This window comes from Candidatus Palauibacter soopunensis (assembly GCF_947581735.1).
Lineage (GTDB): Bacteria > Gemmatimonadota > Gemmatimonadetes > Palauibacterales > Palauibacteraceae > Palauibacter > Palauibacter soopunensis.
In genome coordinates this window covers 40,928-66,916 of sequence record NZ_CANPVT010000026.1, presented here as the reverse complement: position 1 = coordinate 66,916, position 25,989 = coordinate 40,928, and the positions used below count along the sequence as shown (strand labels likewise).

Annotated in this window: 18 protein-coding genes and 1 tRNA gene; 7 read left to right on the top strand and 12 right to left on the bottom strand. The window is 67.1% G+C overall.

Annotation, left to right across the window (positions count from 1 at the left end):
- Nucleotides 1–22 precede the first annotated feature (22 nt).
- Nucleotides 23–706: a DUF2461 domain-containing protein gene (locus RN901_RS08210; protein WP_310757786.1), complete on the bottom strand. Its 684-nt coding sequence runs from the start codon at nt 704–706 to the stop codon at nt 23–25.
- Nucleotides 707–797: 91 nt separating this feature from the next.
- Between RN901_RS08210 and RN901_RS08205 the strand changes: the two genes are divergently transcribed.
- Together RN901_RS08205 and RN901_RS08200 are read left to right on the top strand one after the other, a co-directional pair.
- Nucleotides 798–1,244 carry an SRPBCC family protein gene (locus tag RN901_RS08205; protein WP_310757785.1) on the top strand — a complete coding sequence of 149 codons (447 nt, stop codon included), beginning with the start codon at nt 798–800 and terminating at the stop codon, nt 1,242–1,244.
- A gap of 19 nt (nt 1,245–1,263) precedes the next feature.
- Nucleotides 1,264–2,427 carry a serine hydrolase domain-containing protein gene (locus RN901_RS08200; protein WP_310757784.1) on the top strand — a complete coding sequence of 388 codons (1,164 nt, stop codon included), beginning with the start codon at nt 1,264–1,266 and terminating at the stop codon, nt 2,425–2,427.
- A gap of 30 nt (nt 2,428–2,457) precedes the next feature.
- Here RN901_RS08200 and RN901_RS08195 read toward each other — a convergent pair.
- The 3 genes from RN901_RS08195 to RN901_RS08185 form a co-directional block, all read right to left on the bottom strand.
- A tRNA-Ala gene (locus RN901_RS08195) sits at nt 2,458–2,530 on the bottom strand.
- Nucleotides 2,531–2,797: 267 nt separating this feature from the next.
- Complete coding sequence (locus RN901_RS08190) at nt 2,798–4,105, bottom strand: hypothetical protein (RefSeq protein WP_310757792.1); 1,308 nt, start codon at nt 4,103–4,105, stop codon at nt 2,798–2,800.
- Nucleotides 4,105–6,714, bottom strand: coding sequence for an AAA family ATPase (locus tag RN901_RS08185; protein ID WP_310757783.1), 2,610 nt, complete (start codon nt 6,712–6,714; stop codon nt 4,105–4,107). The genes RN901_RS08190 and RN901_RS08185 overlap by 1 nt, the downstream gene beginning before the upstream one ends.
- A gap of 365 nt (nt 6,715–7,079) precedes the next feature.
- Between RN901_RS08185 and RN901_RS08180 the strand changes: the two genes are divergently transcribed.
- Both RN901_RS08180 and RN901_RS08175 read left to right on the top strand, forming a co-directional pair.
- Nucleotides 7,080–7,703 carry a twin-arginine translocation signal domain-containing protein gene (locus RN901_RS08180; RefSeq protein ID WP_310757782.1) on the top strand — a complete coding sequence of 208 codons (624 nt, stop codon included), beginning with the start codon at nt 7,080–7,082 and terminating at the stop codon, nt 7,701–7,703.
- Complete coding sequence (locus tag RN901_RS08175) at nt 7,700–9,331, top strand: GMC family oxidoreductase (RefSeq protein ID WP_310757781.1); 1,632 nt, start codon at nt 7,700–7,702, stop codon at nt 9,329–9,331. The genes RN901_RS08180 and RN901_RS08175 overlap by 4 nt, the downstream gene beginning before the upstream one ends.
- Before the next feature lie 12 nt (nt 9,332–9,343).
- Here the strand turns inward: RN901_RS08175 and RN901_RS08170 are convergent, their stop codons facing one another.
- From RN901_RS08170 to RN901_RS08135, 8 genes are all read right to left on the bottom strand, one after another.
- Entirely contained in the window at nt 9,344–10,297 is a 954-nt protein-coding gene (locus RN901_RS08170; protein ID WP_310757780.1) for a DUF1684 domain-containing protein, read from the bottom strand.
- Complete coding sequence (locus RN901_RS08165) at nt 10,294–10,959, bottom strand: M24 family metallopeptidase (protein WP_310757779.1); 666 nt, start codon at nt 10,957–10,959, stop codon at nt 10,294–10,296. The genes RN901_RS08170 and RN901_RS08165 overlap by 4 nt, the downstream gene beginning before the upstream one ends.
- On the bottom strand, nt 10,910–11,683 hold the full coding sequence (locus RN901_RS08160; RefSeq protein WP_310757778.1) for an aminopeptidase P N-terminal domain-containing protein: 774 nt from the start codon (nt 11,681–11,683) through the stop codon (nt 10,910–10,912). The genes RN901_RS08165 and RN901_RS08160 overlap by 50 nt, the downstream gene beginning before the upstream one ends.
- Before the next feature lie 20 nt (nt 11,684–11,703).
- Entirely contained in the window at nt 11,704–12,489 is a 786-nt protein-coding gene (locus tag RN901_RS08155; protein WP_310757777.1) for a hypothetical protein, read from the bottom strand.
- Between the two features lie 52 nt (nt 12,490–12,541).
- Entirely contained in the window at nt 12,542–13,840 is a 1,299-nt protein-coding gene (locus tag RN901_RS08150) for an NCS2 family permease (protein WP_310757776.1), read from the bottom strand.
- A 70-nt stretch (nt 13,841–13,910) separates the two neighbouring features.
- Nucleotides 13,911–17,111 carry a UvrD-helicase domain-containing protein gene (locus RN901_RS08145; protein ID WP_310757775.1) on the bottom strand — a complete coding sequence of 1,067 codons (3,201 nt, stop codon included), beginning with the start codon at nt 17,109–17,111 and terminating at the stop codon, nt 13,911–13,913.
- Complete coding sequence (locus tag RN901_RS08140; protein ID WP_310757774.1) at nt 17,104–20,286, bottom strand: PD-(D/E)XK nuclease family protein; 3,183 nt, start codon at nt 20,284–20,286, stop codon at nt 17,104–17,106. Before RN901_RS08140 ends, RN901_RS08145 begins: the two co-directional genes overlap by 8 nt.
- 77 nt (nt 20,287–20,363) lie before the next feature.
- Nucleotides 20,364–21,320 (bottom strand): adenosine deaminase, encoded by a 957-nt coding sequence (locus RN901_RS08135; RefSeq protein WP_310757773.1) that lies wholly within the window; start codon nt 21,318–21,320, stop codon nt 20,364–20,366.
- A gap of 105 nt (nt 21,321–21,425) precedes the next feature.
- Between RN901_RS08135 and RN901_RS08130 the strand changes: the two genes are divergently transcribed.
- The 3 genes from RN901_RS08130 to RN901_RS08120 are packed head-to-tail and all read left to right on the top strand — an operon-like array spanning nt 21,426 to nt 25,900.
- A complete protein-coding gene (locus RN901_RS08130) occupies nt 21,426–22,811 on the top strand; it encodes a sodium-dependent transporter (RefSeq protein ID WP_310757772.1) in 1,386 nt (461 codons plus the stop codon).
- A 19-nt stretch (nt 22,812–22,830) separates the two neighbouring features.
- A complete protein-coding gene (locus RN901_RS08125; RefSeq protein WP_310757771.1) occupies nt 22,831–24,399 on the top strand; it encodes an alkaline phosphatase family protein in 1,569 nt (522 codons plus the stop codon).
- A gap of 4 nt (nt 24,400–24,403) precedes the next feature.
- A complete protein-coding gene (locus tag RN901_RS08120) occupies nt 24,404–25,900 on the top strand; it encodes a calcineurin-like phosphoesterase family protein (protein ID WP_310757770.1) in 1,497 nt (498 codons plus the stop codon).
- Nucleotides 25,901–25,989 lie beyond the last annotated feature (89 nt).

Here is a 25,989-nt window from a genome sequence, read left to right as displayed (position 1 = left end):
GCCGGCTCGCCGGGCTATCCCCCTAGTACGAGACGCCGGTCGCCTGGCACAGCCAGCGCTGGAACGGCGCGGCGGTGCGGCACAGGGCGGTGAACCTGTCCAGGAAGTCGTCCGACATCAGGTCGTCTTCGCCCAGTTGCACCAGGGCGATGAAGTCCTTGCGCCGCAGGTCCTCGATCAGCGGATGATCCACGCTGTAGCCCTGCGGGGCCCGGACGAGCGAATCGCCCGAGAGCTCGAAGGTCCCACGAAAATCGGCGTCGCGCGACGCCCGCTTCCAGGCCTCCGGATCCTCGTCGATCGACTCGCGGATTTTCCGGAGGGCCGGCCCGCCGGGGCGCCAGGAGCCGCATCCCACGAAGCAATGCCCCGGCTGGATGTGCAGGTAGAAGCCGGGAGCATGGGCGTCCTTGCCCGCCTCGTGCCGGAACTGGATGCCGGTGTGGGTCTTGTACGGGCTCTTGTCCCTAGAGAAGCGGGTGTCGCGGTAGATCCGGAACAGCGAGCCGCCGTTCGCCCTTGGGTCGGCGCGAAAGTGGGGGCTGATCTCCTCGAGCGGCATCGAGAAATCGGTGATGAAACGGAGCGCCGGCTCTTTGACGTCCGCCTCGTATCGTGGCTTGTTGGCGAGGAACCACTCGCGGTGGTTATTGGCGGCCAACTCGCTCAGGAAGCTGAAGGTGTCGGGCGTGAAGTAGGCGGTCATGGCACGGTGGCTCGGCTGCTGGGGAGACCGGTATGATGAGCGGGGCCGATACCTATGACGCCGGCCCGAAGCAAGCAAGCAGAGGGATGCCATGACGCGCACCGAACTCAGCCGCAGCATCGAAGCTCCGGTCGGCGTGGTTTTTTCGACCGTCGCCGACATCTCCAACTTTTCCAAAGCCGTGCCGCACATCGAGCACGTGGAGTTCCTGTCGGAGACGAGGACGGGCGTGGGCGCCCGCTTCCGGGAAACGCGCCTCATGGGGAGCAGGAGAGCGACCACGGAGCTGGAGGTGACCGAATACGTGCAGGACGAGCGTGTTCGCTTCGTGTCCGACGCGGGCGGCACGGTCTGGGACACGATCTTCACCGTCGAGCCGGGCCCGGATGGCCGCGGGACGCGGCTACTCATGGTGATGGAGGCGCGGCCCCACAAGCTGGTCGCCAGACTCACCACGCCGCTCATGAAGCGAGTGATCGCCAAGGCGATCGCAGCAGACCTCGATGCCGTGAAAGCCTACGCCGAGGCGGCCGGATAGCGGGATGCGTCGAAGTGGGTTGAGCGGGCTCAACGGGGGATGGGCGCTGGGCGCGGTCGCTGTGCTGGCCAGCGGGGCCGTGGTCAAGGTCGCGGCGCAGGAGTTGGCCCTCGCGCGGACGGACCAGGGCCGGTGGGCCGAGGTCATCGCGACCTCTCGCGGGAAGCTCGACTCGCTGCGGCGGGCGATGTCCATCCCCGGGCTCTCCGTCTCCGTTTCCGTGGATCGGCGGGTCGTGTGGTCGGAGGGGATGGGGTACGCGGACCTCGAGCTTCGGAGCCCCGCGACGCCGCAGACCCGTTATCGGATCGGGAGCGTCTCCAAGATCCTGACCGCGGCCGGTGCCGCGCTCCTTCACCAGCGGGGCGAACTCGACCTGGACGCGCCCGTGCAGACCTACGTCCCTTCCTTCCCCCGCAAGCCCGAGGGAGAGATCACGACCCGGCTTCTCGCCGGACATTTGGCGGGGATCCGGCACTACGTGGACATCGAGGCGGAGTACTTCCTCACGCGGCGCTACGAGACCGTGTTCGAGGCGCTCGACCTCTTCCAGGACGACCCGCTCGTCGCGACGCCCGGGACCCAATGGTCCTATTCGAGCTACGGCTTCAACCTCATGAGCGCGGTGATCGCGGCGGCTTCGGGACGCGGGTTCCTGCAGTACGTGGACGAGGAGGTGTTCCGGCCGCTCGGGATGCTCCATACGGGCGGAGACCACACCGACAGCCTAGTCGTGAACCGCACGCGCCCCTACGACCGGACGCCGGACGGCCGCCTCATCAACGCCCGCTACATCGACAACTCCCACAAGTGGGCCGGGGGCGGCTTCCTCTCCACGACGGAAGACCTGCTGCGCTTCGCCCACGCCCACCTCGAGCCGGGCCTGTTCAGCCGGGAGACGCTGGACCTGGTGTGGACAGCCCAGCGCACGGCCTCCGGCGAGGAGGTCGGGGTGGGAATCGGCTGGCGCCTCATGCCGCCCACGCGGGCGGGCGGTCGCCGCGCGGTCGGACACGCGGGCGGCGCCATCGGCGGCAACGCGCTGCTCATCATTTACCCGGACGACGGGGTGGCCATCGCGGTCGCCGCCAACATCGCGGATATCGGCTACCCGCAGGGCGGCGCGTTGGTCTTCGGAGACGTGATCTACGAGATCGCCGACCTCTTCATCGAGGCCCGCTGAGCCGATACCTGTCGGTTCGGCGGAGGGGGATGGAGCCGATCGGATTCGAACCGACGACCTCCTGCTTGCAAAGCAGGCGCTCTCCCAACTGAGCTACGGCCCCTTAATAGAACCGAGACACGGCGGTGTCCCGGGGGGTGAAGGATGGGGCGCCCGCGCTCCGCTCGCCAGTTCCACGACGACGATGCTGCGCTACCGCAGCCGCTGCATCGCCCCGTGTGCCACACTCTTGGATCAAAGCCAACAAGAGCATCGAGTCGTCTGCCAAGGTTGTTCAACCTCCCGTCTGGCCATGGAGATGTCCCGCTAGTCTGTCTGCCATTTCACTGGTGGACCAGCGCTCCCGCCCATGAGCTGCGGAGAGGCGATTCTAGCGAACGCACATGAGAGCCATGGCCTCCCGCCTCAAGGAATCAACGATCCGCCCCGGCTTCTGAGATCTCAGTTCATTGAGAGCGGCAGGGATGTCCACGGCCAGTGCCCGAACCCTTGCAGCTTCTAGGCCCGATTGATTCCGCACCGAGAGCTGATGATGTCCTCGATCGCCGGAGGAAGATGGGTAAACCAACAGCGCTGCCGGTATCGCCTCTTTGTTGTTGGCAAAGCCAACAGCATACAGGAAAGCTTGGTACAAATCCGATGATGAGACTTGCTTATCGTCGTACAGTTTGTATTTCGCGTCAATCGGTAGCCGCTTGGACGAGTCTGCCGTTGTTTCCACGATGAGGTCCGGCGCTACGGTCGAGTAAGGTTCTTGCGAGGCCTCATCCCAGACAATTGACCGATCACGGTGCTGTGAAGAGACTCGCACCGGCGTTGAGCGAAAGGCCCAAGAAATCAACTTGTCAACGAAACGTTCGAAGAGCACGTTCATATCGAGCATGAATGCAAAAGACTCATGCGCATCCGCCTCTAGAACATCGCTTACGCCGAGGCCCTCCACTATCAACCGCGACAGCGCGTGAGATTCGCGGTAGTGCTCATTCCGCCTGTTGTATAAAATCGGTTCCAGTATCCGCCCGACGGCGAGCTTGGCCGAATCACAAACTCCAACCATAACACCAAGCATACGACGCACTCGTTGCCGCACTCTCGGATCGGTGACACGTCGAGCTGAACACCGAAGTGCGAAGGCCAATATCTGGTTATCAGGGATATCAGTATGGTGATCGTCAAACGCACAGATGAGACGGTCTACATGGCCGAAACGCTCGAACACCTGGCGATCTACCAACAGTCGGCCTCGAACTACACCAAGCTCCTCCTCCTTGGGGATGTAGTCCGCCATGAATCCGCCGCGTGCGATGGCTTCGCACGACATGACGTGAAGCAATGCGACCAAATCGAAGAGGCTACTCCCTCGAGAGGCAAACCCCTGAACGCCGACACTTCGCTTTAGCGCCGCGAGCCCGGTGGCAACCTCGATCATCGTCGCAAGATCTAGGTAGTCTCCAGCAAGCTTCGGGTGCACGCGTATCTCCAACCCGTCGAATCTCGCCACGCCGACCCACGCCCTCGATCGCACTCGAATCCCAGTCCTAAGTTCATCGATGATCAACCGAGGCCCGGGTCCCTCTCGGAGCTGTTCCGCGAGCCGTCGGTCTCGAGGTAGCAGTGAGATTCCTTCGAAACTCTGCTCGTCCCACTCTGTCAGCTCAAGGAGCCGAGTGGGCAGCATCACTCGCCGTCCAGCGCGTAATCAGCGGCTTTTGATATAAACTCCTTGATCAGCGCCCTTAGCAGGCGATCAGCATCGCGGACCTCACGGGTTGCAATTGACTGATTCTCTTCGTTTACGAGGTCGCTGCCGATATACATCGCGAGTGTGGCGTAGTCCGTGTAACAGTACTCTTGGAGAAGAGGCAAGATCTCCTGTCGAAAACGACGGGCAAACTCTTCTCGGTCTCTTAAGGGCCGGCTACCGTCAAGAAGGAACGAATGGCCGACTTGCTTCTCGCGTCCCTCGCTGGCCGCTATGCGTCGGTTGAGTTCTTCAAGGAACACATCGAGCGGCAGATCCCCCACCCTCGCGCCACGGAAGAGCTCTAAGTCCGGCATCAATTCGATGAAGGCGAAACGTCGCCGAAGAGCTGAGTCTAACAGCTTGATGCTCCGGTCCGCTGTGTTCATAGTACCCAGCAGGAAGAGGTTCGACGGTATCGAAAAGCTCTCGCGGCTTTGTGGTAGCGTCACGGCGAGGTCACGCTTGTCCTTCTCCAGAACCGTGATCAACTCCCCAAACACCTTCGCAATGTTGGCTCGATTAATCTCGTCAATGATGACAAGATAGACCTTGTCCGCGTGAGTTTTCGCCTCGAGACACACCCGCTTGAAGACACCGTCCTCCAACCGCAACGACAGTCCGCCTTGTCCCGAGTCCACCGGCCGGAACCCCTCCACAAAATCCTCATAGCTGTACGAGGGATGGAACGTCAGCCTAGTGATTTGGGCAATTCCTTCCCACGATTCGAGCTTGCCTTGCAGTTCCGGATTCCTCTCCTCCAGTAACGACAACAAGTGCTCCGACTCCCGGGCGGTGAGCTGAAATAGCGTCCCTTGATTGCGGTGCCGCATCGGTTCAGAGTTGACTAGCAGTGTGTCTCGTTGCAACTCGTCGTAGCTGAGGCCGTTCGACACGCGCGCGACGGGTTCCACTTGCAGTGTTGGAGACTCACCTGAGGTGTCCAGACCCCGGCTGATTCGCGCCACTGCAACCAGACGTTTGACTGGCGTCGCCTGATACCCTACGACCAGGTCTCCGGGTTGAGCCAACGTATAGTTCTTCTGAATCTTGCCGTATCGATACTCGACGCTACCGTCTTTAAACAACTGATCCCAAGACCATTCACGTGGATTAGCTACCATCCACCAAGTTTTTCGCGCCACCTGGGCGGCTGATACTTCGCGCTCCAATTGGGCGAAGCGATCAGGGTCTGCTAGCAAGCTCGACGCCTCTTTCTCTCGGCCGGCATTCCGCAATACCCACCAAACCGAGAATCTACGTGCAGTATAGGTCTTGCCTGTTCCCGGGGGCCCGTACAAGACAGCTTGCCCCTTCCGCATAAGGGCATCGTCCATCTCCAAGAACAGCGGATCTACGGGATTCGGGACGGAGCCCCTCGTAAGAAGCTGCTGGCGCAGGCTGCGCCCGACCGTCGCCACGGTCGAAAACGCCCAACGCCCCTGCGGCGTAATGTCTTGCGCCCGTGATGTGTCCCACGCGACGGGTAGCGTATGCCTATAGGTCTCGCGATCCCCCCGCCATTGATATCCTGGTCCCTTCACCTGTCCAACGGCCAACACCTTGGCTGTGCCCTTGTTGGCGACAACGACATCGCCCGCCTGCAGCTCTCGAAACCGCCAGAGTTCGTTGCCTTTTGTTGTAAGTTTAGACGCATCGTAGGTCCTTCCGTATGCCTCGGCGAACGCCGCTCGAAACGCAGTCTTGGATTCGAACTCTCGCAGGTCGCCGACATCATCCCAGCCCACACAGATGTAGCCGCCGTCAAGACATTCGTCCCAGAACTCTGCGTCTCTACCTGGTGCAATCTTAACTACACGTCGTCGCGGATCGGTCCAATTGTAGAGCATCGCTTCCAATTCTTTCGTGGTCCAATCGGACAAGACCGGGAATGCCTGGAGCTGCGACATGAGTTGACGATTAACGGCCAGCAGGTCGGACCGTGCGAACACCGCGTGTGGTACCCCAAGAGCCTCGAGGAAATGACCCAGATGGTCCTTCGAATATACCGGCAGCACGTCGTGTGGATAATAGATGTGAAGAGTCTTCAGGCGGACCGCTTGACCAAGATTGAGTTCAATATCGTCCCATGCACCGCGTTCCGCTTTCGAAAAAGAATCCAGGAATTCAGTCCGTAGAGCTCCCCACGCATCTTGCTCATTCGAGAACCGCTGAGGGTAGTACCACCCGGACTTGCTTTTTCGTTTATAAATGACCATCTTTTCGGCAGACCCGCCGCGTATGCTACCTAGTTCAGTACTCGTATATTCTAGCTCATGACACCAAGTGTGCTGATCAGTACTCAGCCCGAGAGCGTATTCTTCAAGCGTTAGGTGCGGCCATCTCTCTAGCGGAAACCGCTCGAGCAATCGCTTCCGGTGCTCCTCCGCCTTTGCGACCTCTCGTTGATGAGATGTGCGATCATAGGAGGCGAGGAAACGATGAATATCTAACTCCAGTTGATCAAGGTCTGGCACCATTGAACCCTTCTCCCTGCGGGCGGTGGTTTTGCGGGCGGGAATGATGGGCGAAGCGCCTTCCTCCACGCAACAGGTGCGCCAACGTGCTGGAGCGTGTCGGCACTCGACAAGGGTGGCACGGGTCGAGACAGCAGGGGTCATGTGGTCCTGTAGCCTCAACGGTATCGTGACGGCGTCGGATACGGTTCTTCCGCAACCGCCGGAACGTTCGAGTGAGCCAAGGAGCGCAAGCCCGCACGACCCCAACGACGTCATCGGAACACGCCGCCGACGGCGTTCATCACAGCGACGGAACCATCAGAGGAAGAGAGAAGGGCTCGTGGGACTAGGGGGTCGCGCCAATACGGCTTGTGGGGGAGTTGCGACAACGGAGAACCGACACCTACGCTTTCTCGTTAGGGACTTGTGCAACTTCCAGAAGGAGCTGCGGCATGGCGGAATCCCGCAGGACGTTCCTCAAGCAGTCTGCCGCGACGGTGGCCGCCGTTTCCCTGACCGGTTGCGCTCCCGGCGAGCGAGCTGCCGAGACCGACGGAGACGCTCTCTCTCGCACCGATGGCACCACCCCGGTCCCCCTCCGTGCCGCGACGCTGCGCGCCGTCGCCGAAGCCGTCCTCCCGGACGAACTCGGCGACGATGGCCGCGAACGAGCTGTGCGTGCCTTCGAGCGCTGGTCCGACGCGCTGGAGCCCGTCGCCGAACTGAGTCATCCGTATCTCGTGCCCGAGATCCGATACTCGGGGCCGGATCCGAGGCCGGGATGGGTCGCGCAACTCGAGGGTCTCGAGAAGGAGTGCGAGAGCCGCCACGGAGTGTCCCTCTCCGACCTTGAAGTGCCCGGTCGCCGGGAACTCCTTGCGCGTCCGCTCGCGGACACCGGGCCCGGCCTCGGGGCGCCGCAGCACGCGGATCACGTGGCGCTGGCCCTGATGGCCCACTTCTTCGGCTCGGCGATCGCGACCGACCTCTGCTACGGGCGGGCCATACGGAAGGAGCTTTGTCGCTCCATCGAAGGGGCCGAAGACGAACCCGCGCCTCTGGGAGCCGCGCCGTGAGCCGCGCACCCAGCCCCGCGATCGGGCGGACGGCCAGGCGGGTCGTGGAGAGCGACGTCTGCATCATCGGCGGCGGGATCACGGCCGCCATGGTCGCGGAACGGCTCGCCGAGCGGACCGGGGCCTCGATCACCGTGGTCGAGGCCGGCGGACGGACGGCGTCCCTCGAGGAACGGTCCGACACCCGGGCCCGGATGCTGGCCTACGGCGAGAACCCCTGGCCGAACGACCACATCCGCGGCCAGACCGGCTCGGGCGCCATGTACAGCTCGATGGTCGTGGGCGGCTCGGCGATGCACTGGGGCGGCGCGGTCCCGCGCTTTTCCCCGGAGGACTTCCGCCTGCGGTCGCTGTACGGGGTCGCATCCGACTGGCCCATCTCCTTCGACGACATCGAGCCGTACTTCCAGGAGGCGGAGGAGCGCATGGGGGTCGCGGGCGAGCAGGGCCCTCCCGAATACGACCCCCGCTCGAAGCCCTACCCCATGCCGCCGCTGCCGCTCTCGTACAGCCTCGAACGCATGCGGGAGTGGACGGAGAAGACGGACATCCCCTTCTGGACGCAGCCCTGGGCGCGCAACACGGAGCCCTACCAGGGGCGGAACGTCTGCCGCCGGTGCGACACCTGCTCCGTCTGCCCCACGGGAGCCAAGTACACGCCGGACTTTACCTTCGACCGGCTGCTGGAGTCCGGACGCATCGACCTCGTCACCCGCACCCTCGTGCGGCGTCTGAACCTCGAGCCGGGTTCGGATCGGATCGCGGTGGCGGAAGCCGTCGACCGGGATGCGCCCGACGAGCCCGTCGAGTTCCGCGCGGGCACGTTCGTGATCGCCGCCGGCCACGCCTGGAGCTCCCATCTCCTCCTGCTCTCGGCGAACAGCCGTTTCCCGGACGGCCTCGCCAACCGCACCGGGAACGTGGGACGGTACATGACGGGACACTGGTATCTCAGCGGCTTCATCAACCTGCCGATGCGGCTCTATCCCGGCATGTTCGTCTACAACAGCATTCTGTCCCGCCGCTTCGCGAGCCCGGGACCGCTGGACCGCTACGTACGCCACGACCTGCGCCTGTGGGAGTCGAACGTCGGCCGCGCCCCAAGGCTCAAGGGCGAAGACGGACAACTCCTCTGGGGCGACGAGATTATGGCCGACTGGAGGGCCCGCACCGAGTCCGAGTCCAGCGCACGCGTCCGCGCCTACTACGATCTGCTCCCGGACCGGGAGAGTCGCCTCACGCTGGACGCCGGGAAGACGAACGAACTGGGCGACCCGATGCCCCGGATCGACTACCGCCCCGCGCAGGAGAGCATCGACCTCCAGGAACACACGGTCGAGACGATCTCGGGACGTTTCGAGCAACTCGCCCGGGCGGCCGGAGGCTCCATGAGGAGCATCGGGCAGCCGTCCGAGTTGTGGGAACACCCCGGCGGCGGGTGCCGGATGGGCGACGATCCGGACACCAGCGTGGTGGACCGGTGGGGCCGCACCCACGACCACGAGAACCTCTTCGTGGTGGGCGCGCCGACCCTCGTCTCCGGCGGCTGCGCGAACGGGACGCTCACCTTCTGCGCCCTCTCCCTCATGTCCGCCGAGGAGATGCAGAAGGAACTCCCCTCGGCCTGAGCCAGGCGTCGGCTACGGGCGCTTCTCACCGGCGGTGAGGGCGAAGCGGAGGTAGTTCTCGCGTGGTGGGAGACTGCATACGGAGTGCGGGGTGAAGGCGCACGGTGCGTTGTAGGCTCGGTTGAAATCGATCGTCGTCCACCCGTCGTCGTCCGGGAAGGGCGCGCGCATGTAGCGGCCCGCCTGGTAGGTGTCGGTGACGGCGGTCGAGTCCCACAGGCTGATGAAGTACGAGCGGCTCGACGCGCCGGCGAAGGCCATGAGGCGGTGTTCCGCCCCGTCGACGCGGAAGACGAGATCTCCGGGGGCCATGTTCTCGAGCGTACCGCCCCGCACATCCCCCAGCGTCACCGTGCGCGGCTCCGCATAGGGCTCGAACCGCGCCGTGACGCGCCATTCGTTCGTGATCGGGAAGTACTCGGGAAGCTCGAAGGTATCGAGACGCGGCGCGTCCGTATCCCAGACGCGGAGCCAAAGCCTCTCCGTTCCAGGCTCCGCGTGGACCCGCATCCCGAGCGAACCCAGCGCCAAACGGATCGTCCCCTCGCTCCGGTCGTCCGGCAGCGGCATGGGTTCCGTGACAGGATCGCCGACCGCGCCGGTCACCTGGTCTCTCAGATGCAGACCACTCCCGCCCTCGGGGACGAGACGCACGGCCCCATCCTCCAGGTACAGCGTACCGGCCAGGGGCGGCGCGTCTTCCTCAGGCAGGACGATGGACGCGGATGGATCGGACCCGAACGAGTTCGCGCCTTCCCGCAGTTCGAAAAGCCCATCCCAACTGATGACGCCCGCGTTGGGATTCGCGAGGCTGCGCCGCCTCCCGTCCCGCCACTCCTCATGCTCGACCGCCAACACGTCGGCCTCCACCGGCGGCGGATCGGGCCAACTCTGCGGCCCGCACGCCGCCAACACCGCACTGAGCACCGCGACCGGTCGCACCGTCTGGATGGCTTTCTTTTTCACGGGACCAATTCCTCCAGAGCTTCCGGGTCGCGGGGGAGCGCGTCGGTGAGGACTTCGGCTCCTTCCTCGGTGACGAGGACGACCTCTTCCACGAACACCGAGACGCCGAGGTCGTGGTTGTAGTACCACGGCTCGATCGTGAACACCATTCCGGGGGCGAGGGGCTCGTCGAGGAGGGAGGGGTCTCCGGTCGAGAGCCCGATGTGGTGGCCGAAGAAGGAGGGCGTCTGCATGTACGGCGCTTCCTCATCGGGGATCGCGTCGTACGCCACCCGGGTGAGCTCGCGCAGGGTGACGCCCGGGCGCACGGCGGCGATCACGGCCTCCGCCGCCCGCGTGCTCACGAGGAGCTTCTCCCGCTGGATCTCGGTGAAGGCGCCGTTCACCGGGAAAGTCCGGCCCACGTCGCTCACGTAGCCGTTGATCTCGCACCCCACGTCGAAGATCACGAGGTCGCCGTCCTGCAGCGTGCGGTTGCGGCGGTTGTAGTGGGCGGCGAGCACACGCCACGGCCACAGGCTGTTGGGGCCCGACTTGATGATGGGCGTGAAGGGGATGGACTGGGCGCCCGCCTCCCTGCAGGCGCGCTCGAACTCGCCCTGGAGGGTGCGCTCATCGACCCCCGGCCGAACGAGGGCGGCGGCGGCCCGGATCCCGGCCATGGTGGCGTCCGCCGCACGGCGCATGCGCATGATCTCCGCGGGCGACTTCACCATGCGCAGGCGGGCGACGATCTCGAACGCGTTGACCAGTTCCGCCTCGGGATGGTCGTCCCGCAGCCGCCGGATGAGAGACGCCGTGGGGTCGAGATTCCCGACCAGGGGGAACGACCGGATCGGGGACTTCGCCCGCGGCGCCCGCGTTCACCCGAAGGATCTCGCCCCTCCTCACGCGTTCGCGCACAAAGCCTTCGAGTTCAGCGATGTCCCGATAGTCGTCGGCGCCGCCGATGCCGCGGATCTGGTAGTCCTCGAGCAGTGGCCGGCCCGGGAAGTCGTTCGGCCGGCCCGGGTTCTCGAAGCGCGGATCCCGCTGCGGCATGAAGAGAATCGCAACGTCGCGGCCGGCGTCCAGCACGAGCATCGACTGAGGGACTTCCAACCCCGTCAGATACCAGAAGTTCTCGAGCTGCCGGAACGTCCCGCCGTGCGTGATGCCGTCCGACGAAGGCACGAGCAGGAGGCCGCCCCCGGTGGCGCGCAGGCCGTCGAGGATGCGGTTGCGGCGAAACTCGTACTCCTGCGGGCGGAAGCCCGGTCGGACCCAGTCGGAGTAGCGCTGCTCGGGCGTCTGAGCCGAGAGCCGGCCGGCGTCTCCGGTGACAACCCCCGCGGCGGCAAGCAACGAACCCGCCAGCAGGCAGCCTGCGAGCCGCCTGCTCATCATGCGGGGGACGGGGACGGCGTTCACAGCCGCCAAACGACGAGAAACTGGACCACGCTCTCCGACACGTCCGTCCCCAGCTTGTTGCGCCAGTACTGGTATTCGATGCCGCTCATGAGACGACCTCCGTCGCCGCCCAGGATTCGGCCCAGGTCCACGGTCAACTGCGGCTGGGCAAGGATCCAGGCGCGGACTTCGCCGCCGAACTCGTTCGTCACGGCGCTGATGTACTCCGCATGGCCGGTGAAGGTGAACGTCTGACCCAGCATCTCCCACGTCGCGAGCCAGTTCACGTCGAACATCCAGCCATCGTCCGTCTTCGGCGCGCCGCCGTGGTCGGCCCCGCTCGAAGCGTCGACCATGCGGGCGAAGTCCGTGTTGAGGAAGATGAACCCCGGGATGTCCCACGACGCACGGAACCCGGGCGTGTACTTCAACACCTTCGCCTGCGAGCCGTAGTTCACGCCACCCAGCACGGCGAAGTCGCGGATCGGACCGAGCCCCACACGGCCCCCGCTGATCTTCCCCAGACTCAGCGATGGATACCATTCCCCGTACAGGTCTTTCTCGTTGAACCCGTCGTTTCCCCCATCCGCCGTGTAGTCGAAGAACATGAAATGGTCGCCCCACGACCACTGCGCGGCGTTCTGGAAGGTGACGACGGTCGTCCCGTGCCTCATGTCCGCGAACGGATCCACCAGCTTGCCGAGCTGGAGTTGAAACTCCGTCTGTCCCGCCGCGGCCGCCGGCACCGCGAGAAAGAGCAACACTGTGGACAGCCCGCGAAATGACCGTGCGGTCAGATTCATTCAGCCTCTCTATCGAGGAGGATCAGGGCCAACGTGTTCACGCGCCGGGAGGTTACAGCCAGATGAACTTCGCGGCGAACACCAGCGCCACCACGAGCAGCATCGGCGGACATTCGCGCCAGCGGCCCGCCAGCACCTTGATGGCCACATAGGTGATGAAGCCGAGGCCGATTCCGTCGGCGATGGAGTACGTGAGGGGTATGGCGATCGCGGTCACGACCGCGGCGGCGGACTCCGTGATGTCGTCCCATTCCACGTCCTTCAACGCGCGGGCCATGAGACAGGCGACGTACAGGATCGCCGCCGCGGTCGCGAAGGAGGGGACGGACTCCGCCAGCGGCGCGAGGAAGAGACAGACCAGGAACAGTCCGGACACGACGACGGCGGTCAGGCCGGTGCGGCCGCCGGCGCTCACGCCCGCGGCGCTCTCGATATAGCTGGTGACCGACGAGGTGCCGAGCAGGGTTCCGGCCACGGTCCCGGTCGAGTCGGCCATGAGGGCCCGCTGGATGCGCGGCAACCGCCCGTCGTCATCGAGAAGGTCGGCTTGGTGCGCGACGCCGACCAGCGTGCCGGCCGTGTCGAAGAGGTCGACGATGAGGAACGTGAAGATGACGGCGATCATGCCCATGTGCAGCGCGGCGCCGATGTCGAGCGCGAACAGCGTGGGGGTCGGATCCGGGGGCAGCGACGCGAAGCCGCGCCATTCGGAAACGCCCAGGATCAGGCCGATCGCCGTCACGCCGAGCATGCCGAGGATCGCCGCGCCCGGAACGCGACGCGCCGAGAGCGCCGCGATCGCGCAGAAGCCGAGCAGGGCGAGCACGGCCGGCGCCGACGTCAGTTCGCCCACGGTGACGAGCGTGGCCGGGCTCCCCTCGATGATCCCCGCGGCCCGCAGCGCGATCACCCCGAGGAAGATCCCGATGCCGGCCGAGATCGCCATTTTCTGGCCCCGTGGGATCGCGTCGATGATCCAGCGCCGGACGGGAAGCACGCTCAGCGTGACGAACAGCGTCCCCGACAGGAACACGGCCCCGAGCGCGACCTCCCAGGGATACCCCATTCCGAGCACGACGCCGTAGGTGAAGAAGGCGTTCAACCCCATCCCCGGCGCCAGCGCGATGGGGTAGTTCGCGTACAGCCCCATCACGAGCGTGGCGAACGCCGCCGCGAGGCAGGTTGCGACGAACACGGGACCGAACGGCATGCCGGCCTCGGAGAGGATCGACGGATTGACGAAGGCGATGTAGACCATCGTCAGGAACGTCGTGACCCCCGCGATCACCTCCGTCCGCACGTCGGAGCCGCGCTCCGACAGCCTGAACCAGCGTTCCAGTGTCCCGGTCATCGGCTCGACTCCTCGCAGGGGTGTGATCTCTGATCCTGCGAAGCGGCACCCGATCCCGCCACGCCCGGGATCAGGGCTGCGCCTGCTCCGACATGGGAACGAGTTCGTTCGGGCCGGTGAAGTGCAGGCCCACGGCGACCCGGCCGGCCATGCTCGACGCAGCCGCCCGGTATACATCCGCCTGGATCCGGTAGTCGCGGGCCGCGCGCGGCGCCTGCGCGGCCGTGATGTCGTGCGTCTTGAAGTCGATGACGAGGGCGTTCAGTCCCTCTTCCAAACCGAGGGCTCCGGCCAGGCGGGAAGGCGCGGTGCCGGGGGCCGGGCCGGTGGCGGGACCTGTGAGACGCCGGTAGAGGTCGAAGGCGCCGAACCGCCAATCCCGTGCTTCCACGAGGTGCGTGAAGGTGAGTTCCTTCCAGTAGTCGCGGCCGAGGTCGCCCTCCGTGTACCAGGCCCACTCCTCGCTCGCGGCGACCCGGCGGATCTCCTCCTCAAGTTGCTCGCGGTATTCGCTGCCCGGACGGAGCATGGCCTCGAGTTCGGGCTCGTCCAGCGAACCGATCGTCTCCTCGACGACGCGGGCGATCTCCGCTTCCGCCTCCAGCCGCTCCAGCACGCCGTGGATGATCTGGCCCCGGACCAGGGCCGGGAGTCCCGTCTCCTCCGGCGAGGTTTCGGGCGCAAAGTGCCAGGGGGCGAGGGCGCCGTGCCTGTACCGGCGCTCCCATTCTTCAGGATCCTCTTCCAGGAGCATGAGTTCGGTCGCCGAGCAGGTCCAGCGGAGCGGCGGCTCGGGGAGCGGCTGGATCAACGCCGGCGGCGTCGCCGTTTCGTACCGGTCCAGCCACTCCAGCGTCGGCGGGCGGCTCGTCCGCGGGACGGCCGGCGTGTCCACGTGGCTCCGCACGTCGGCCCCGCCACGGACGAGCCAGCGGTCGTACCCCTTCCTCCCGTCCGTCGGGCCGACGACGATCAGGCGGTCGCGGGCCCGCGTCGCCGCCACGTACAGAAGACGCGCTTCCTCCGCCGTCGCCTCGAGTTCCTCGCGCCGCAGGATCCGGTCGCCGCGCACCCCCCGGTCGGACGCCTTGAGGCAGAAGAGAGGTCCGAGTTCCGGGTCGGACCAGTATTCGTTCGTACGCGGACTCCAGAGCCGCCGGTCGACGCCGATCAGGAAGACGACCGGCCACTCCAGCCCCTTCGCCTGATGGATCGTCGACAGCGTGACGACGTCGTCGTCCTTCGAATAGAGGGGCGCCTGCGGAAGCCCGACGTCGCGGCTCGTCGATCGATCCCACACCTCGAAGAAGGTCGAGAGGTCGTGCGCGCGGTGGGACTCCGCGAAGTGGATGAGACTCTGGAGGTTCGCGAGGACCTCCTCCGCCCCTTCCATGAGCAGCACATGCAGACGGTATCCGGTGCGTTCGAGCAGCTCCTCGATGACCTCGTCGAGCGCGAGCCGCGGGGCGAGCTGGCGCAGGTCATCGAGGACCGAGAGCCCATCCTCCAGTGCACGGCGTTCGATGCCGGCCAGTTGCGGGTGGTCGGGTGCCTCCGGCCATTCCCCCTCCTCCAGCCATCGCTTCGCCTGGCGCAGGAGCGGTCCCCCCCGCTGCAGCAGGCGGATGCGGGCGATCGTCTCATCCCGGAGACCCACGAAGGGCGAGCGGAGGTAGCCGAAGGCGCGCAGGTCGTCGCGCTCGTTCCCGAGCAACCGGAGCGCGTTGAGGACATCGAGGATCTCCTGACGTTCCCCGAGGTGCGTCATGCCGGCGACGAAGTAGGGGATGCCGTGGCGCTTGAGTGCCGTCTCGAAGTGCTCGAGCCCGCTGCGGGCGCGGTAAAGGAGGGCGATGTCGCGGAACGCGAGCGGACGAAGTTCGCCGCTGTCGGGATCGCGGATTTCGTCGCGGCCCACCGACGCGAGGACCCGGGAGGCGATGCGGACGGCCTCGGATTCGCGGCGCTCGGCTACGTTCTTCCCCTGCGCCGGGATCCACTCGACGCCGGCCTGCTCATGATCGTCGACGCCCGCCACGAGGTCCGCGTAGTCGATCCGGCTGGGCAGCCCTTCCTCGGCGAGCGCATCGCCCGTCTCGTCCATCGAGACGCGGCCGACGATGTTCACGAAGTCGACGATCGGAGGGGCGCTGCGGAAGTTCCGCGGAAGGTCGAGGATGTCGCCCTTCTCGCCGAAGTTATCGGCGACGGCGTTCCACACCGAGATGTCGGCGCCGCGGAAGCGGTAGATGCTTTGCTTCGGATCGCCGACGAGAAAGAGCTGGGGACGATCCTCGCCGCGTCCGATGGCGAAGGCGATGTCGCGCTGCGTGAAGTCGGTGTCCTGAAACTCGTCGATGATGAGCATCCGGTAGCGATCCCGGATCGCGCCGAGCGCGGCGGCGCCGACGGGACCGAGCAGGAGATCGGCCGCCCCCAGGACGACGCTGTCGAAGTCGCGCCGGTTCTCTTCCTCGAGCCAGGCGTCCCAGCGCGTTCGGGCTTCGAGTGCCAGTTCGACCAGTTCCGAACAGATCGCGAGGGCCTCCTCGTCCTTTTCGTCGCTCTCCGGGAACAGGCGCTTCACCGCCGGCAGATCGAGGCCGGAACTGTCGGACGCAAACAGGTCGAGCGTGCCGTCGCTCGCCGGCGGCGCGGCGCTCCGGAGCCATCCCGCGTACCGCCGGTCCCGCCACCTCAGGTCGCGGAGCACATCCCGGACGTGGTCGATCGCGCCGTTGGAGTGCTGCCAGCCCGTGAGTTTCCACCGGCGCAGGATCGCCCGGGCCGCGGCGTTCCCCTCTTCGAGTCTGTCGAGCAGGAGCGTCTTGATGAGTTCGTCCTGCTCGGCCCACGCCTCGTCTTCATCGAGGATCTCGAAGGTCGGATCGATCCCCAGGCGCAGCGCGTGTTCGCGGAGCAGTTCGCCGCAGAAGGAGTGGATGGTGCCGACCGAGGCGCGGTCGATCTCCCAGCGCAATTCGTCCGCGCGCGACGAGGCCTCGATCCGCTTTCGGAGCTGCCGCTTGAGATCGTAGGCCGCCTTCTCCGTGAACGTGATGGCGGCGATCTCGTCCAGGCGGCAGGGGACGGCGGGCGGCGCGAGCGGTTCCCCCGTCTCGCCGTTCACGCCGAAGGGAAGGCCGAGCCGCCACATGATCTTCCCCACCACGGTCGTCGTCTTGCCCGTGCCGGCGTTGGCGACGAGCAGCGTGTCGTCCTCCGACTGGATCGCGCGCACCTGCTCCGGAGTCCACCGGATCTCAGCCACCGGCGCCCTCCCCGCCACCCCGGGCGTCGTCTCCGAAGTCGTCCCCGAAATCGTCGAAGCGGTGGCCCTCCGTGAGCCGGGCCTGGTTGCGGCGGATCTCGAGGGCCGGATCCCAGAACTTCCAGCCTCCCTTCTGCGAAGCGACGGCTTCGAAGCAGCCGTTCCGGACTCGGGCGGGAATGGAGAGGGCCATGGAAAGAGCCTTGCCGTACCTCGCCTCGCCGAAGTTGACCTGACCTCCGTTCTTCGGGTCCCCGGGGTTCTTGATCGACCGGTAGCGGCAGGAGGACATCTCGTAGCCCCGGTCGGCCATCACCTGGGCGTAGAGGACACCCTGGAGGGCGGTCGCGTCGTCGAACCAGGTCTTGTACGGGGGTTTACCGCTCTTGTAGTCGAGCACGTGATGGACACCGGCCCCCTCCCCCACCCGATCCACCCGGTCGATGCTGCCGCGGAGGCGCAGGCGCGATATCCGCCCCCGCACGTCTTCGCCATCCACGAACGTTCGCTCGTCGTCCCAACCGAATCGCAACTCGGTGTGGACCGGGCGTTCCCCGTCCTCCGCCATGTGTTCGAGTTCCCAGGCGACGTAGTCTCGCACCCCCGTCACGATCCCTTCGCGGGTCTGCTCCCAGAGAGCGGCGACGCCGAGCCACTCGCCCTTCGCCGCGCGTTCGGCGCATACCTCCTCGGAGATCTCCGCGAGGCGGCGCCCGGCGGGCCCGGCGAGGGAGGTCGGGAGCCGATCCATGAACTCGGCGTAGAACCGTTCGAGGATCTCGTGCGCCACGCTGCCGAACGTGAGCGGCGTCGTCTCCTCCTCCGCCTCCTCCACGCCTTCGAGCCGGAGCAGGCGCTCGATGAGGAAGGTGAAGGGGGACCGCGCGTAGGCTTCGAGCTGGCCGGCTGACCACGGGTAGTCATCGTCAAAGCGGCGCTCCAGCTCCCGCAGCACGTCGGGGTCGCGCAGGTGGCCGTTCCACGGGTTCGGCCGAAAAGCGGGATGCAGGACACCGGCGTCGTTCGCTGGAGGCGCGGGGACAAAAAATCCGGGATAGCGCTCGAGCCCGGGGCCGCGGTGGGTCTCGCCCGCGGCCGCCACTACCGCGCGCGCGAGGCGTCCGGGGCGGGCGGGAGCGATGCCTGGCCGCTCCGTCGAGTCGGGGGTTCCGAGCGTACGGTACAGGGAGAAGGCCGCCCGCCGATCCGCCTCGGCCGGCGTCACGGGCTCTCCGTCGTCCACGGGGCGCCGGACTCTGGGTAGTTCGGCCGCGTCCTCGTGCGGGGGGACCATGAGGGACGGCAGGAGCGGCGTCCCCCCCGCGTCCGTCGTCCGGTAGGTGATCCATACCGGGCCCGACTGCTGCGTGACGGCGCGCCACAGCGCCCGCTCGCGGCGGAGCGTCTCGTCCCGGTGCGCGACGGGCAGGTCCAACTCCGCGAGGCGGCGGCGCTCTCCATCGGTGAACACGCCCGTGGAGCCGGTCGCACGCGGAAACTCGCCATCGTTCGCATGCACGACGAACGTGTGGGCGAAGGGGACGAGCGCCGCGTCGTGCGCCTCCAGCACCTGGACGCCCTTCTGCCCCGGTGTGGAGAGGACGAGTTCGTTCGTCTGCAGGAGCTTCCCGAGGAGCGCGTGCCACCCTGCCGGCGAGAGCGGATCGTCCGGGTGGTCGAGATCCCGCCACTCCCGCAGGAGTCGTTCGAGGAGGAGGATCCCGCGCTGGTCGGAGCGAACGACCTCCCACCGTTCCTCCACGGGGTCGCAGACCCGGCGCCTCAGCCGGAACACGCCGCGTTCTTCCCTGAGGAGCCCCAGCGTGAGGTCGATCCAGGCTGCCTCGGAGCGGGCCTCGCCCAGCGGTTCGAGCACGTCTCGCATGGCCGCGAAAGCCTCGATGTCCTTCTCGATGCGATCGGCGAAGAGCCCGCGGCCCCGGATCTCTCGCGCCGCGTCCGCGACGAGGGTGCGGAGTCGCTCGAGATTCTCGCTCCAGGCATCGAGCCCCACGACGCGGCGGAGCGCCGCGATGGTGTCGATGCCCCGAAGATCGACGCGGGTGTCGAAGTAGGGGTGCGCGAGGACGGCCCGCAGCGACCGGTAGTCCCAGTTCCGCGCGGCCCCCCGCAGGATAAGGAGGAGAGCCCGGAGGGCCGGGACCTCGTCCAGCGGCGTCCGGATGCGGGCCGTGGCGGAGACGCCCGCCCGCCGCAGCGCCCGGTACGCGCGGTGCGTGTTCTCGCGACCCGACCTTGCGACGACGGCGATCCGATGCGGTTCCGCGGTACCCGCGGCGAGAATTTCCTTGACCTGCCGCGCCACCCACGCCATCTCCCGCGCGGCGTCCGGAACGGGCTGCACGGCCAACGGCCCCGCGCCGCCGCCATCACCGCTCTCGCCGAGAGCGCCGATCACCTCGGTCCGGGCCGCCAGCGTATCGAAGAACGGATCCGGTTCGGACTCCAGCGGGAGGTAGAGGTGGACCTCCACCTCGTCCTGCCGGGAGAGGGCCTCGAGCATGCGGCGGCGCGTGCGGGGGCTCGCGATGCTGTACACGTGCAACTCCGTCGCGCCACCGATCGCCGCCGCCAGCCCTCCCGCCTCGATCCGCTCCGCGATGCGGGCGTTCACCGAGCGCCGGTCGAGGAATCCCCGCTTCTCGAGCGAAGCGAGGTACGCGCGGTAGACGGCCACGGCCCATGCGTTGCGCCGGCGCGCGAAGTCGTCCCCGGGAAGCTGAGCCAGCGCCCGCTCCAACTCGCCCGGCGGAACCCCCTCCGGTAGCAGGTCGCCGAACAGGCGGTCGAGCATGTGCCCGCGGATGACGCCGTCCCCGCGGCCCGGCTCCCGCCCCAGGATCCGGCGCCCCAGCCGCGCCGCGTCCCGGCTTACAAGCCGGCGGCGCGTGAGGAGGCCGACGGATTTCTCCCGGATGCCGAAACGGTCGGTCAGTTCCCCGAACAGCGTGACGGGGGGATCGAGCCACCCCGGGAGGCCGCGTTCGTGCGCGGCCTCGAACAGGAGATCCCGCAGGTTCCGGTGGTTGAGCCAGATCCACGCGCGCGCCCCCGTGCCTGCCTCAGCCGGTGCGGCGGCCTCCGCCAGAAAACGGTCGACGCACGCCTCCCACAGCGGGGCCGCCGCCGGCGCTCGAACTACGTTGAGAGGCACGCGTCAGATATCGGACGAATCAATGGTCTCCGAGGATCGGGATCTACGCTCGACGGTCGTGAGGTTCACGCGCTCCGTCAAGTTTCGAAGGACGCATCGAGGGAGTTGCGCGCCAGCGTTTCGATGTCCTCGACCGAGAGGTCGACCGCTTCGGCGACGCGGCGGAAGTTCTCGTTGATGTAGCCGCCGAAGTAGGCCGGATCGTCGGAGTTCACGGTCGCGAGGAGGCCGAGGTCGAGCATGCGCTTGATCGGGTGCGCCCCGAGGTCCTCCACGACGCGGAGTTCGAGGTTCGACAGCGGGCACACGGTGAGCGGGATGCGGTCGTCGCGCAGGCGCGCCACGAGCGCGTCGTCTTCCAGGGCGCGATTCCCGTGGTCGATCCGTTCGACACCGAGAACATCCAGCGCTTCCCAGACGTACTCCGGCGGTCCCTCCTCGCCGGCGTGGGCGACGAGTCGCAGACCCATGTCGCGGGCCGCCTCGAACACGCGCGCGAATTTCGACGGCGGATGCCCTACCTCGCTCGAGTCCAGGCCCACGCCCAGGAGCCGGTCCCGGTAGGGTGCCGCGGCTTCGAGTGTCTCGAACGCCTCCTTCTCGGTCAGATGGCGCAGGAAGCAGAGGATGAGGGAGACGCTGACCCCCCGCTCCCGGGAACCGACGACGGCCCGCTCGAGGCCGCCCATCAGCGTGCGCAGCGGCACGCCGCGTCCGGTGTGCGCCTGCGGATCGAAGAACATCTCGACGTGGACCACATGGTCCGCCGCCGCCCGCCGCAGATACGCGTCGGCAAGCTCGAAGAAATCCTCCTCCGTCCGGAGGGCGTTCATCCCCTCGTAGTAGAGGTCGAGAAACTCCTGGAGGTTGCCGAACGAGTAGGCCCGGCGGACCTCTTCGACGTCGCCGTAAGGGAGTGACACGCCGTTGCGACGGGCCAGGTCGAACATCATCCCGGGTTCGAGCGAGCCCTCGACGTGGATGTGGAGTTCCGCCTTGGGCGTGCTCCGGATGACTTCGTTCAGGTTCGGCATGGCGCGCGTCTGGTGGCCTCTCGTGACGACGGGGTAGGTTGGTTCGTCGAACTCATGCAGGGGCGGCGACGCCCTGCCCGGATAACGCCCGACTGGACATGTCCCATGAGCCAACCCCGCGATAACTGGAGTTCGAACGTCGGTCTCGTGCTGGCCGCGACCGGCAGCGCGATCGGCCTCGGCAACCTGTGGAAGTTCCCGTTCATCACCTGGGAGAACGAGGGGGGCGCCTTCGTCCTCGTCTACCTGGTCTGCATCGTCGCCGTGGGCCTGCCGATCATGATGGCGGAACTGCTCATCGGGCGCAGGAGCCAGAAGAGCGCGGTCGGGGCGCTCAAGGAGGCGGCCGGGCCGTGGTGGGGCATCGTCGGCGGGTGGGGCGTGCTCGCCGGCTTCATCCTCCTCAGCTACTACACGGTCATCGCGGGCTGGTCCCTGTACTACTTCGCCCAGTCCATCGGCTGGACGTTCGGCGGCTATCCCGCGGGGATGGCGGCGGGCGACCTGTTCAACGAGCAGGTGGGGAACGCGGGCCTCCAGCTCGCGCTCTCCCTCAGCTTCAGCATCGCGACGATCGCGGTCGTCTACTTCGGCGTGAGCAAGGGGATCGAGCGGATCGCCCGCATCTTCCTCCCCATCCTGTTCGGGATCCTCCTCCTCCTCCTCGTGAGCGCGCTGGGGATGAGCGGGTCCGGGGAGGCGATGCGCTTCATCTTCCGCGCCAACTTCGGGGAGCTGGAGATGAGCGGCGTCCTCGAGGCGCTGGGTCACTCCTTCTTCACGCTCTCCCTCGGGATGGGGGCGATGATCACCTACGGTTCCTACATCTCGCGCAAGCATTCGATCGTGAAGGCGTCCGGGGCGATCGTGGCGCTCGACACGCTGATCGCGCTCGTGGCGACGATCATCATGTTCTCGGTCATCTTCTCGGTGGCGGGGATGAGCGACCAGGTGAGCGGTTCGCCGGTGGGGATGCTCTTCATCTCGCTGCCGGAACTGTTCTACACCGCGGTACCGTTCGGCGTCGTGCTGGGGCCGCTCTTCTACGTGCTCGTGGCGCTCGCGGCGCTGACCTCGACGATCTCCCTCCTCGAGGTCGTGTCGAGCTACGTGATCGATGAGCACCGGATCCCTCGACACAAGGCGACGGTCCTCTGCGGCGCGGCTATCTTCGTGTTCACGATCTTCGCGGCGCTCTCGTTCACGGGCACGCCGTTCCTCTCCACGCTGGAGATCTTCGCGGAGAAGGTGGGCTGGTTCTCCACCGTCGACCACTTCGTCTCCAACTGGATGCTGCCCACCGGCGGATTCGCCATCACGCTCGCGGCGGGCTGGTTCATGACGCGGAACGCGACGGAACGCGAACTCGTGGACGGCACGGAGCCGCGGTGGTTCCACTACGGGGCGTGGCGCTTCTTCATCCGCTGGGTGGCGCCGCTGGCGGTGGGGGCGATCATCGTCTCCGTCATCCTGGGCCGCGACTTCAGCTGACGGGAGACGACCGACGACCGTGACGGGTGGCGCTTTGAGGCGAGCTCGGGCCGGAGCGGGCGCGCTGGCCGGAGCCGTCTTCCTCTGCGGCTGTGGCGGCCCACCTTCCGCGTCCTCCCGGGACGGCGACGGGGGCGGCGGGGCCGGGGGGCGCCCCGACGTCGGCCGCGCGCAGGTCGTCGAGGCGCTGGCCCGGGGCTGGTTCCCCGGCCGCGTGGGGGACATCGCCGTGATCCCCAACCCGCGGGCGACCATCACGTACCGAAGCGAGAGCAACCGCTTCATGCACGGAGGGCCGTGGCCCCACGACAGCGACCTCCCGCTGCTCCTCCACGGCGCGAGCTTCTTCCGTCCCGGCGTCTACGACGCGCCGGCTTCCCACCAGGATGTCGGCGCGACCGTGACCGAACTGCTCGGCCTTCCGCGCTGGTCAGGCGCGACGGGACGTCCGTTGAGGGAGGCGTTCGCGAACGGCGAGGAGGCCGGGCGACCGGGGCTGGTCGCCGTCCTCGTGCTGGACGCGCTGCGCTCCGATTACCTGGAACGGAAGGCGGACCTCCTCCCCAACCTGAGCCGGCTCGCGGAGGAGGGGGCCCGCTTCGCCAACGCCCGGGTCGACTACCTCCCGACGAACACGTCCACCGCGCACTCGACGATTGCGACGGCGACGGACCCCGCGATTCACGGGATCGTCGGCAACGGGCTCTACGACCGGCGGACCGGCGAATCAAGCCTGGCCTACGAGGGGGTCGCACCCTACAACCTCATGGCGCTCACCTTCGCGGACCGCTGGAGCGTCGCCACCCGGGGCCGCGCCGAGATCGTGGCGCAGGCGGGGACGGACTACCCGGCGGTGGCGCTCGCGGGCCACGGGGCGTGCATTCTCGGCGGCCACCCGCCGTGGATGGCGTACTACGACTCCGATAGCGGCGCGTGGCGCACGAACGAGGACTGCTACCGCCTCCCGCCCGCCGTGGCTGCGCTCCAATTCGGCCCCCGGCTCGACGCCGTGGACCACGCGTGGATGGGTCACAAACTCGACAGCTACGGCGAGGCTCGGCGCTCCTCGCACTTCGCCGCGTTCGAGGGGGAGGCGGCGGTCGCGCTCATCGAGGGGAGCGCCTTCGGCGAGGACGACATTACGGATCTCTTCCTCGCCAACCTGAAGAGCCCGGACTACGTGTCCCACAAGTACGGCCCCTTCTCGCCCGAGATGGATGCGACGCTGGCGGAACTCGACGGCTGGCTGGGCCGGATCGCGGCGGCGCTCGAGGCGAAGGCCGGGCCGGACGGGCTGGCCCTGATCGTGACGGCCGATCACGGAATGCCGGACGCCCCGGCGAGCGACGACCTGTGGGTCACGTACGACGACGTGACGGCCTGGCTGAACGAGCGTGTGGACCCCGGCGGGCCGGGCGTGGTCGAGTACTACGAGGGGTCGGAGAACCAGATGTTCCTCGACCACGCGCGGCTGGAAGCGCTCGGGCTGGCGCCCGACGACATCGCGCGGACGCTGGAGGAGTCCCCGGCCGTGGGCTTCGCGATTACCGAGGACGAAGTGCGACAGGCGCTCCCTGCACGGAGGTAGGCAGATGTTGAACCGGCGGACCTTCCTCAAGACCGGCGCCCTGTCGGCAGCCGGACTCGCGACTCGCGCGGATTCTCTCCTCGCCGCCCCCTACGATCCTCTTCCCCGCCTCCCCGGAACCGCGAACCCGATTCGCGTCCAGGGGATGGTCCGCGCGGGGGGTCGCGGCGTGGGGCGCATCGCGGTCTCCGATGGACTCCAGGTCGTGGATTCCGACGCCGACGGCCGGTTCGAACTCGTGACCTCGGCCGACCGGGGCTTCGTCTGGGTGCGGGTCCCCTCCGGATACGAGATCCCCACGAACCCGTCCGGCACGGCGCGCTTCTACGAGCGCATCGACCCGACGCGGAGCGGGATGTCCGTCGCGTTCGACCTCGCGCCGCTCGGCGTGTCGGACGAACGGCACACGCTTCTCCTCCTCGGGGACATTCAGACCGAGACCGAAGAGGAGATGGGGTGGTTTCACGAACGCTCCGTCCCCGACCTCCGGCAAACCGTGCGGGAGTTGGGCGACATGCACGTCTTCGGCATCTCCGACGGCGACATCATGTACGACCGTCTCGAGCTCTATCCGGAGTACGAGCGCGGCGTGAACCGGATCGGGATCCCCTTCTTCCAGGTGATCGGGAACCACGACCTCGACATGGAGAGCCCCACGGACGAGGCCTCCTCGGACACCTTCTCCAGCCACTTCGGACCGCGCTATTACTCCTTCGATCGCGGGGCGGTGCACTACGTGGTGCTCGACGACGTGTTCTGGCACGGGAGCGGATACCTCGGTTACCTGGACGCCGACGCGCTGACCTGGCTGGCGGCGGACCTGAGCCGCGTGGAGGCGGGGGCGCCGGTCATCGTGGCCACGCACATCCCCGCGCTTGGGAGCAACCACGTCCGACGCGGCCTGACCTCCCCCGACCCGCCGGGCGCGATCATGAATCGCGACGCGCTCTATCGGCTGCTGGAGCCCTTCCAGGCGCACATCCTCACGGGCCACACGCACGAACTGGAGCATGTATTCGAAGCGGGCACGCACGAGCACGTGGCGGGTGCGATCTGCGGGGCGTGGTGGAGCGGGCCGATCTGCTGGGACGGCGCCCCGAACGGCTACTGCGTCTACGAGGCGGCGGGCGAGGAGATCTCGTGGCGCTACAAGTCCACGGGGTTCGACGCGACGCACCAGATGCGGCTGTACGCCCCGGGGGCCGACCCGAACGCGCCGGGGGCGGTCGTCGCGAACGTGTGGGACTGGGACCCGGAGTGGACGGTGCGGTGGTTCGCCGACGGGGAGGCCCGGGGGCCTATGACGCGGCGAAACGGGCTGGACCCGCTCAGCGTCGAACTGCACACGGGCGACGACCTCCCGCCGCGCCGATCGTGGGTCGAACCGCGCATCACGAACCATATGTTCCAGGCGCCCGTCGACCCGGGGATCGCGGAAGTGCGGGTGGAGGCCACCGACCGCTTCGGCCGCGTCTACTCCGAGGCCCTGCGACTGCCCTAGCGGCCCGCGGCAAGAACCCGCGTCCGCGCCGCGAGCGGTGGGGCGCGAGGCGAGGCGTTGTAGACCTCGGACTCCGGGCTCATGTTGCG

Bases quoted from the DNA above. Each gene is read 5' to 3' on its own strand.
- RN901_RS08165 (WP_310757779.1), bottom strand. From the start codon at position 10,959: ATGGCCGGGATCCGGGCCGCCGCCGCCCTCGTTCGGCCGGGGGTCGAT.
- RN901_RS08160 (WP_310757778.1), bottom strand. From the start codon at position 11,683: ATGATGAGCAGGCGGCTCGCAGGCTGCCTGCTGGCGGGTTCGTTGCTT.
- RN901_RS08135 (WP_310757773.1), bottom strand. From the start codon at position 21,320: ATGCCGAACCTGAACGAAGTCATCCGGAGCACGCCCAAGGCGGAACTC.
- RN901_RS08190 (WP_310757792.1), bottom strand. From the start codon at position 4,105: ATGCTGCCCACTCGGCTCCTTGAGCTGACAGAGTGGGACGAGCAGAGT.
- RN901_RS08130 (WP_310757772.1), top strand. From the start codon at position 21,426: ATGAGCCAACCCCGCGATAACTGGAGTTCGAACGTCGGTCTCGTGCTG.
- RN901_RS08120 (WP_310757770.1), top strand. From the start codon at position 24,404: ATGTTGAACCGGCGGACCTTCCTCAAGACCGGCGCCCTGTCGGCAGCC.
- RN901_RS08150 (WP_310757776.1), bottom strand. From the start codon at position 13,840: ATGACCGGGACACTGGAACGCTGGTTCAGGCTGTCGGAGCGCGGCTCC.
- RN901_RS08210 (WP_310757786.1), bottom strand. From the start codon at position 706: ATGACCGCCTACTTCACGCCCGACACCTTCAGCTTCCTGAGCGAGTTG.
- RN901_RS08205 (WP_310757785.1), top strand. From the start codon at position 798: ATGACGCGCACCGAACTCAGCCGCAGCATCGAAGCTCCGGTCGGCGTG.
- RN901_RS08155 (WP_310757777.1), bottom strand. From the start codon at position 12,489: ATGAATCTGACCGCACGGTCATTTCGCGGGCTGTCCACAGTGTTGCTC.
- RN901_RS08180 (WP_310757782.1), top strand. From the start codon at position 7,080: ATGGCGGAATCCCGCAGGACGTTCCTCAAGCAGTCTGCCGCGACGGTG.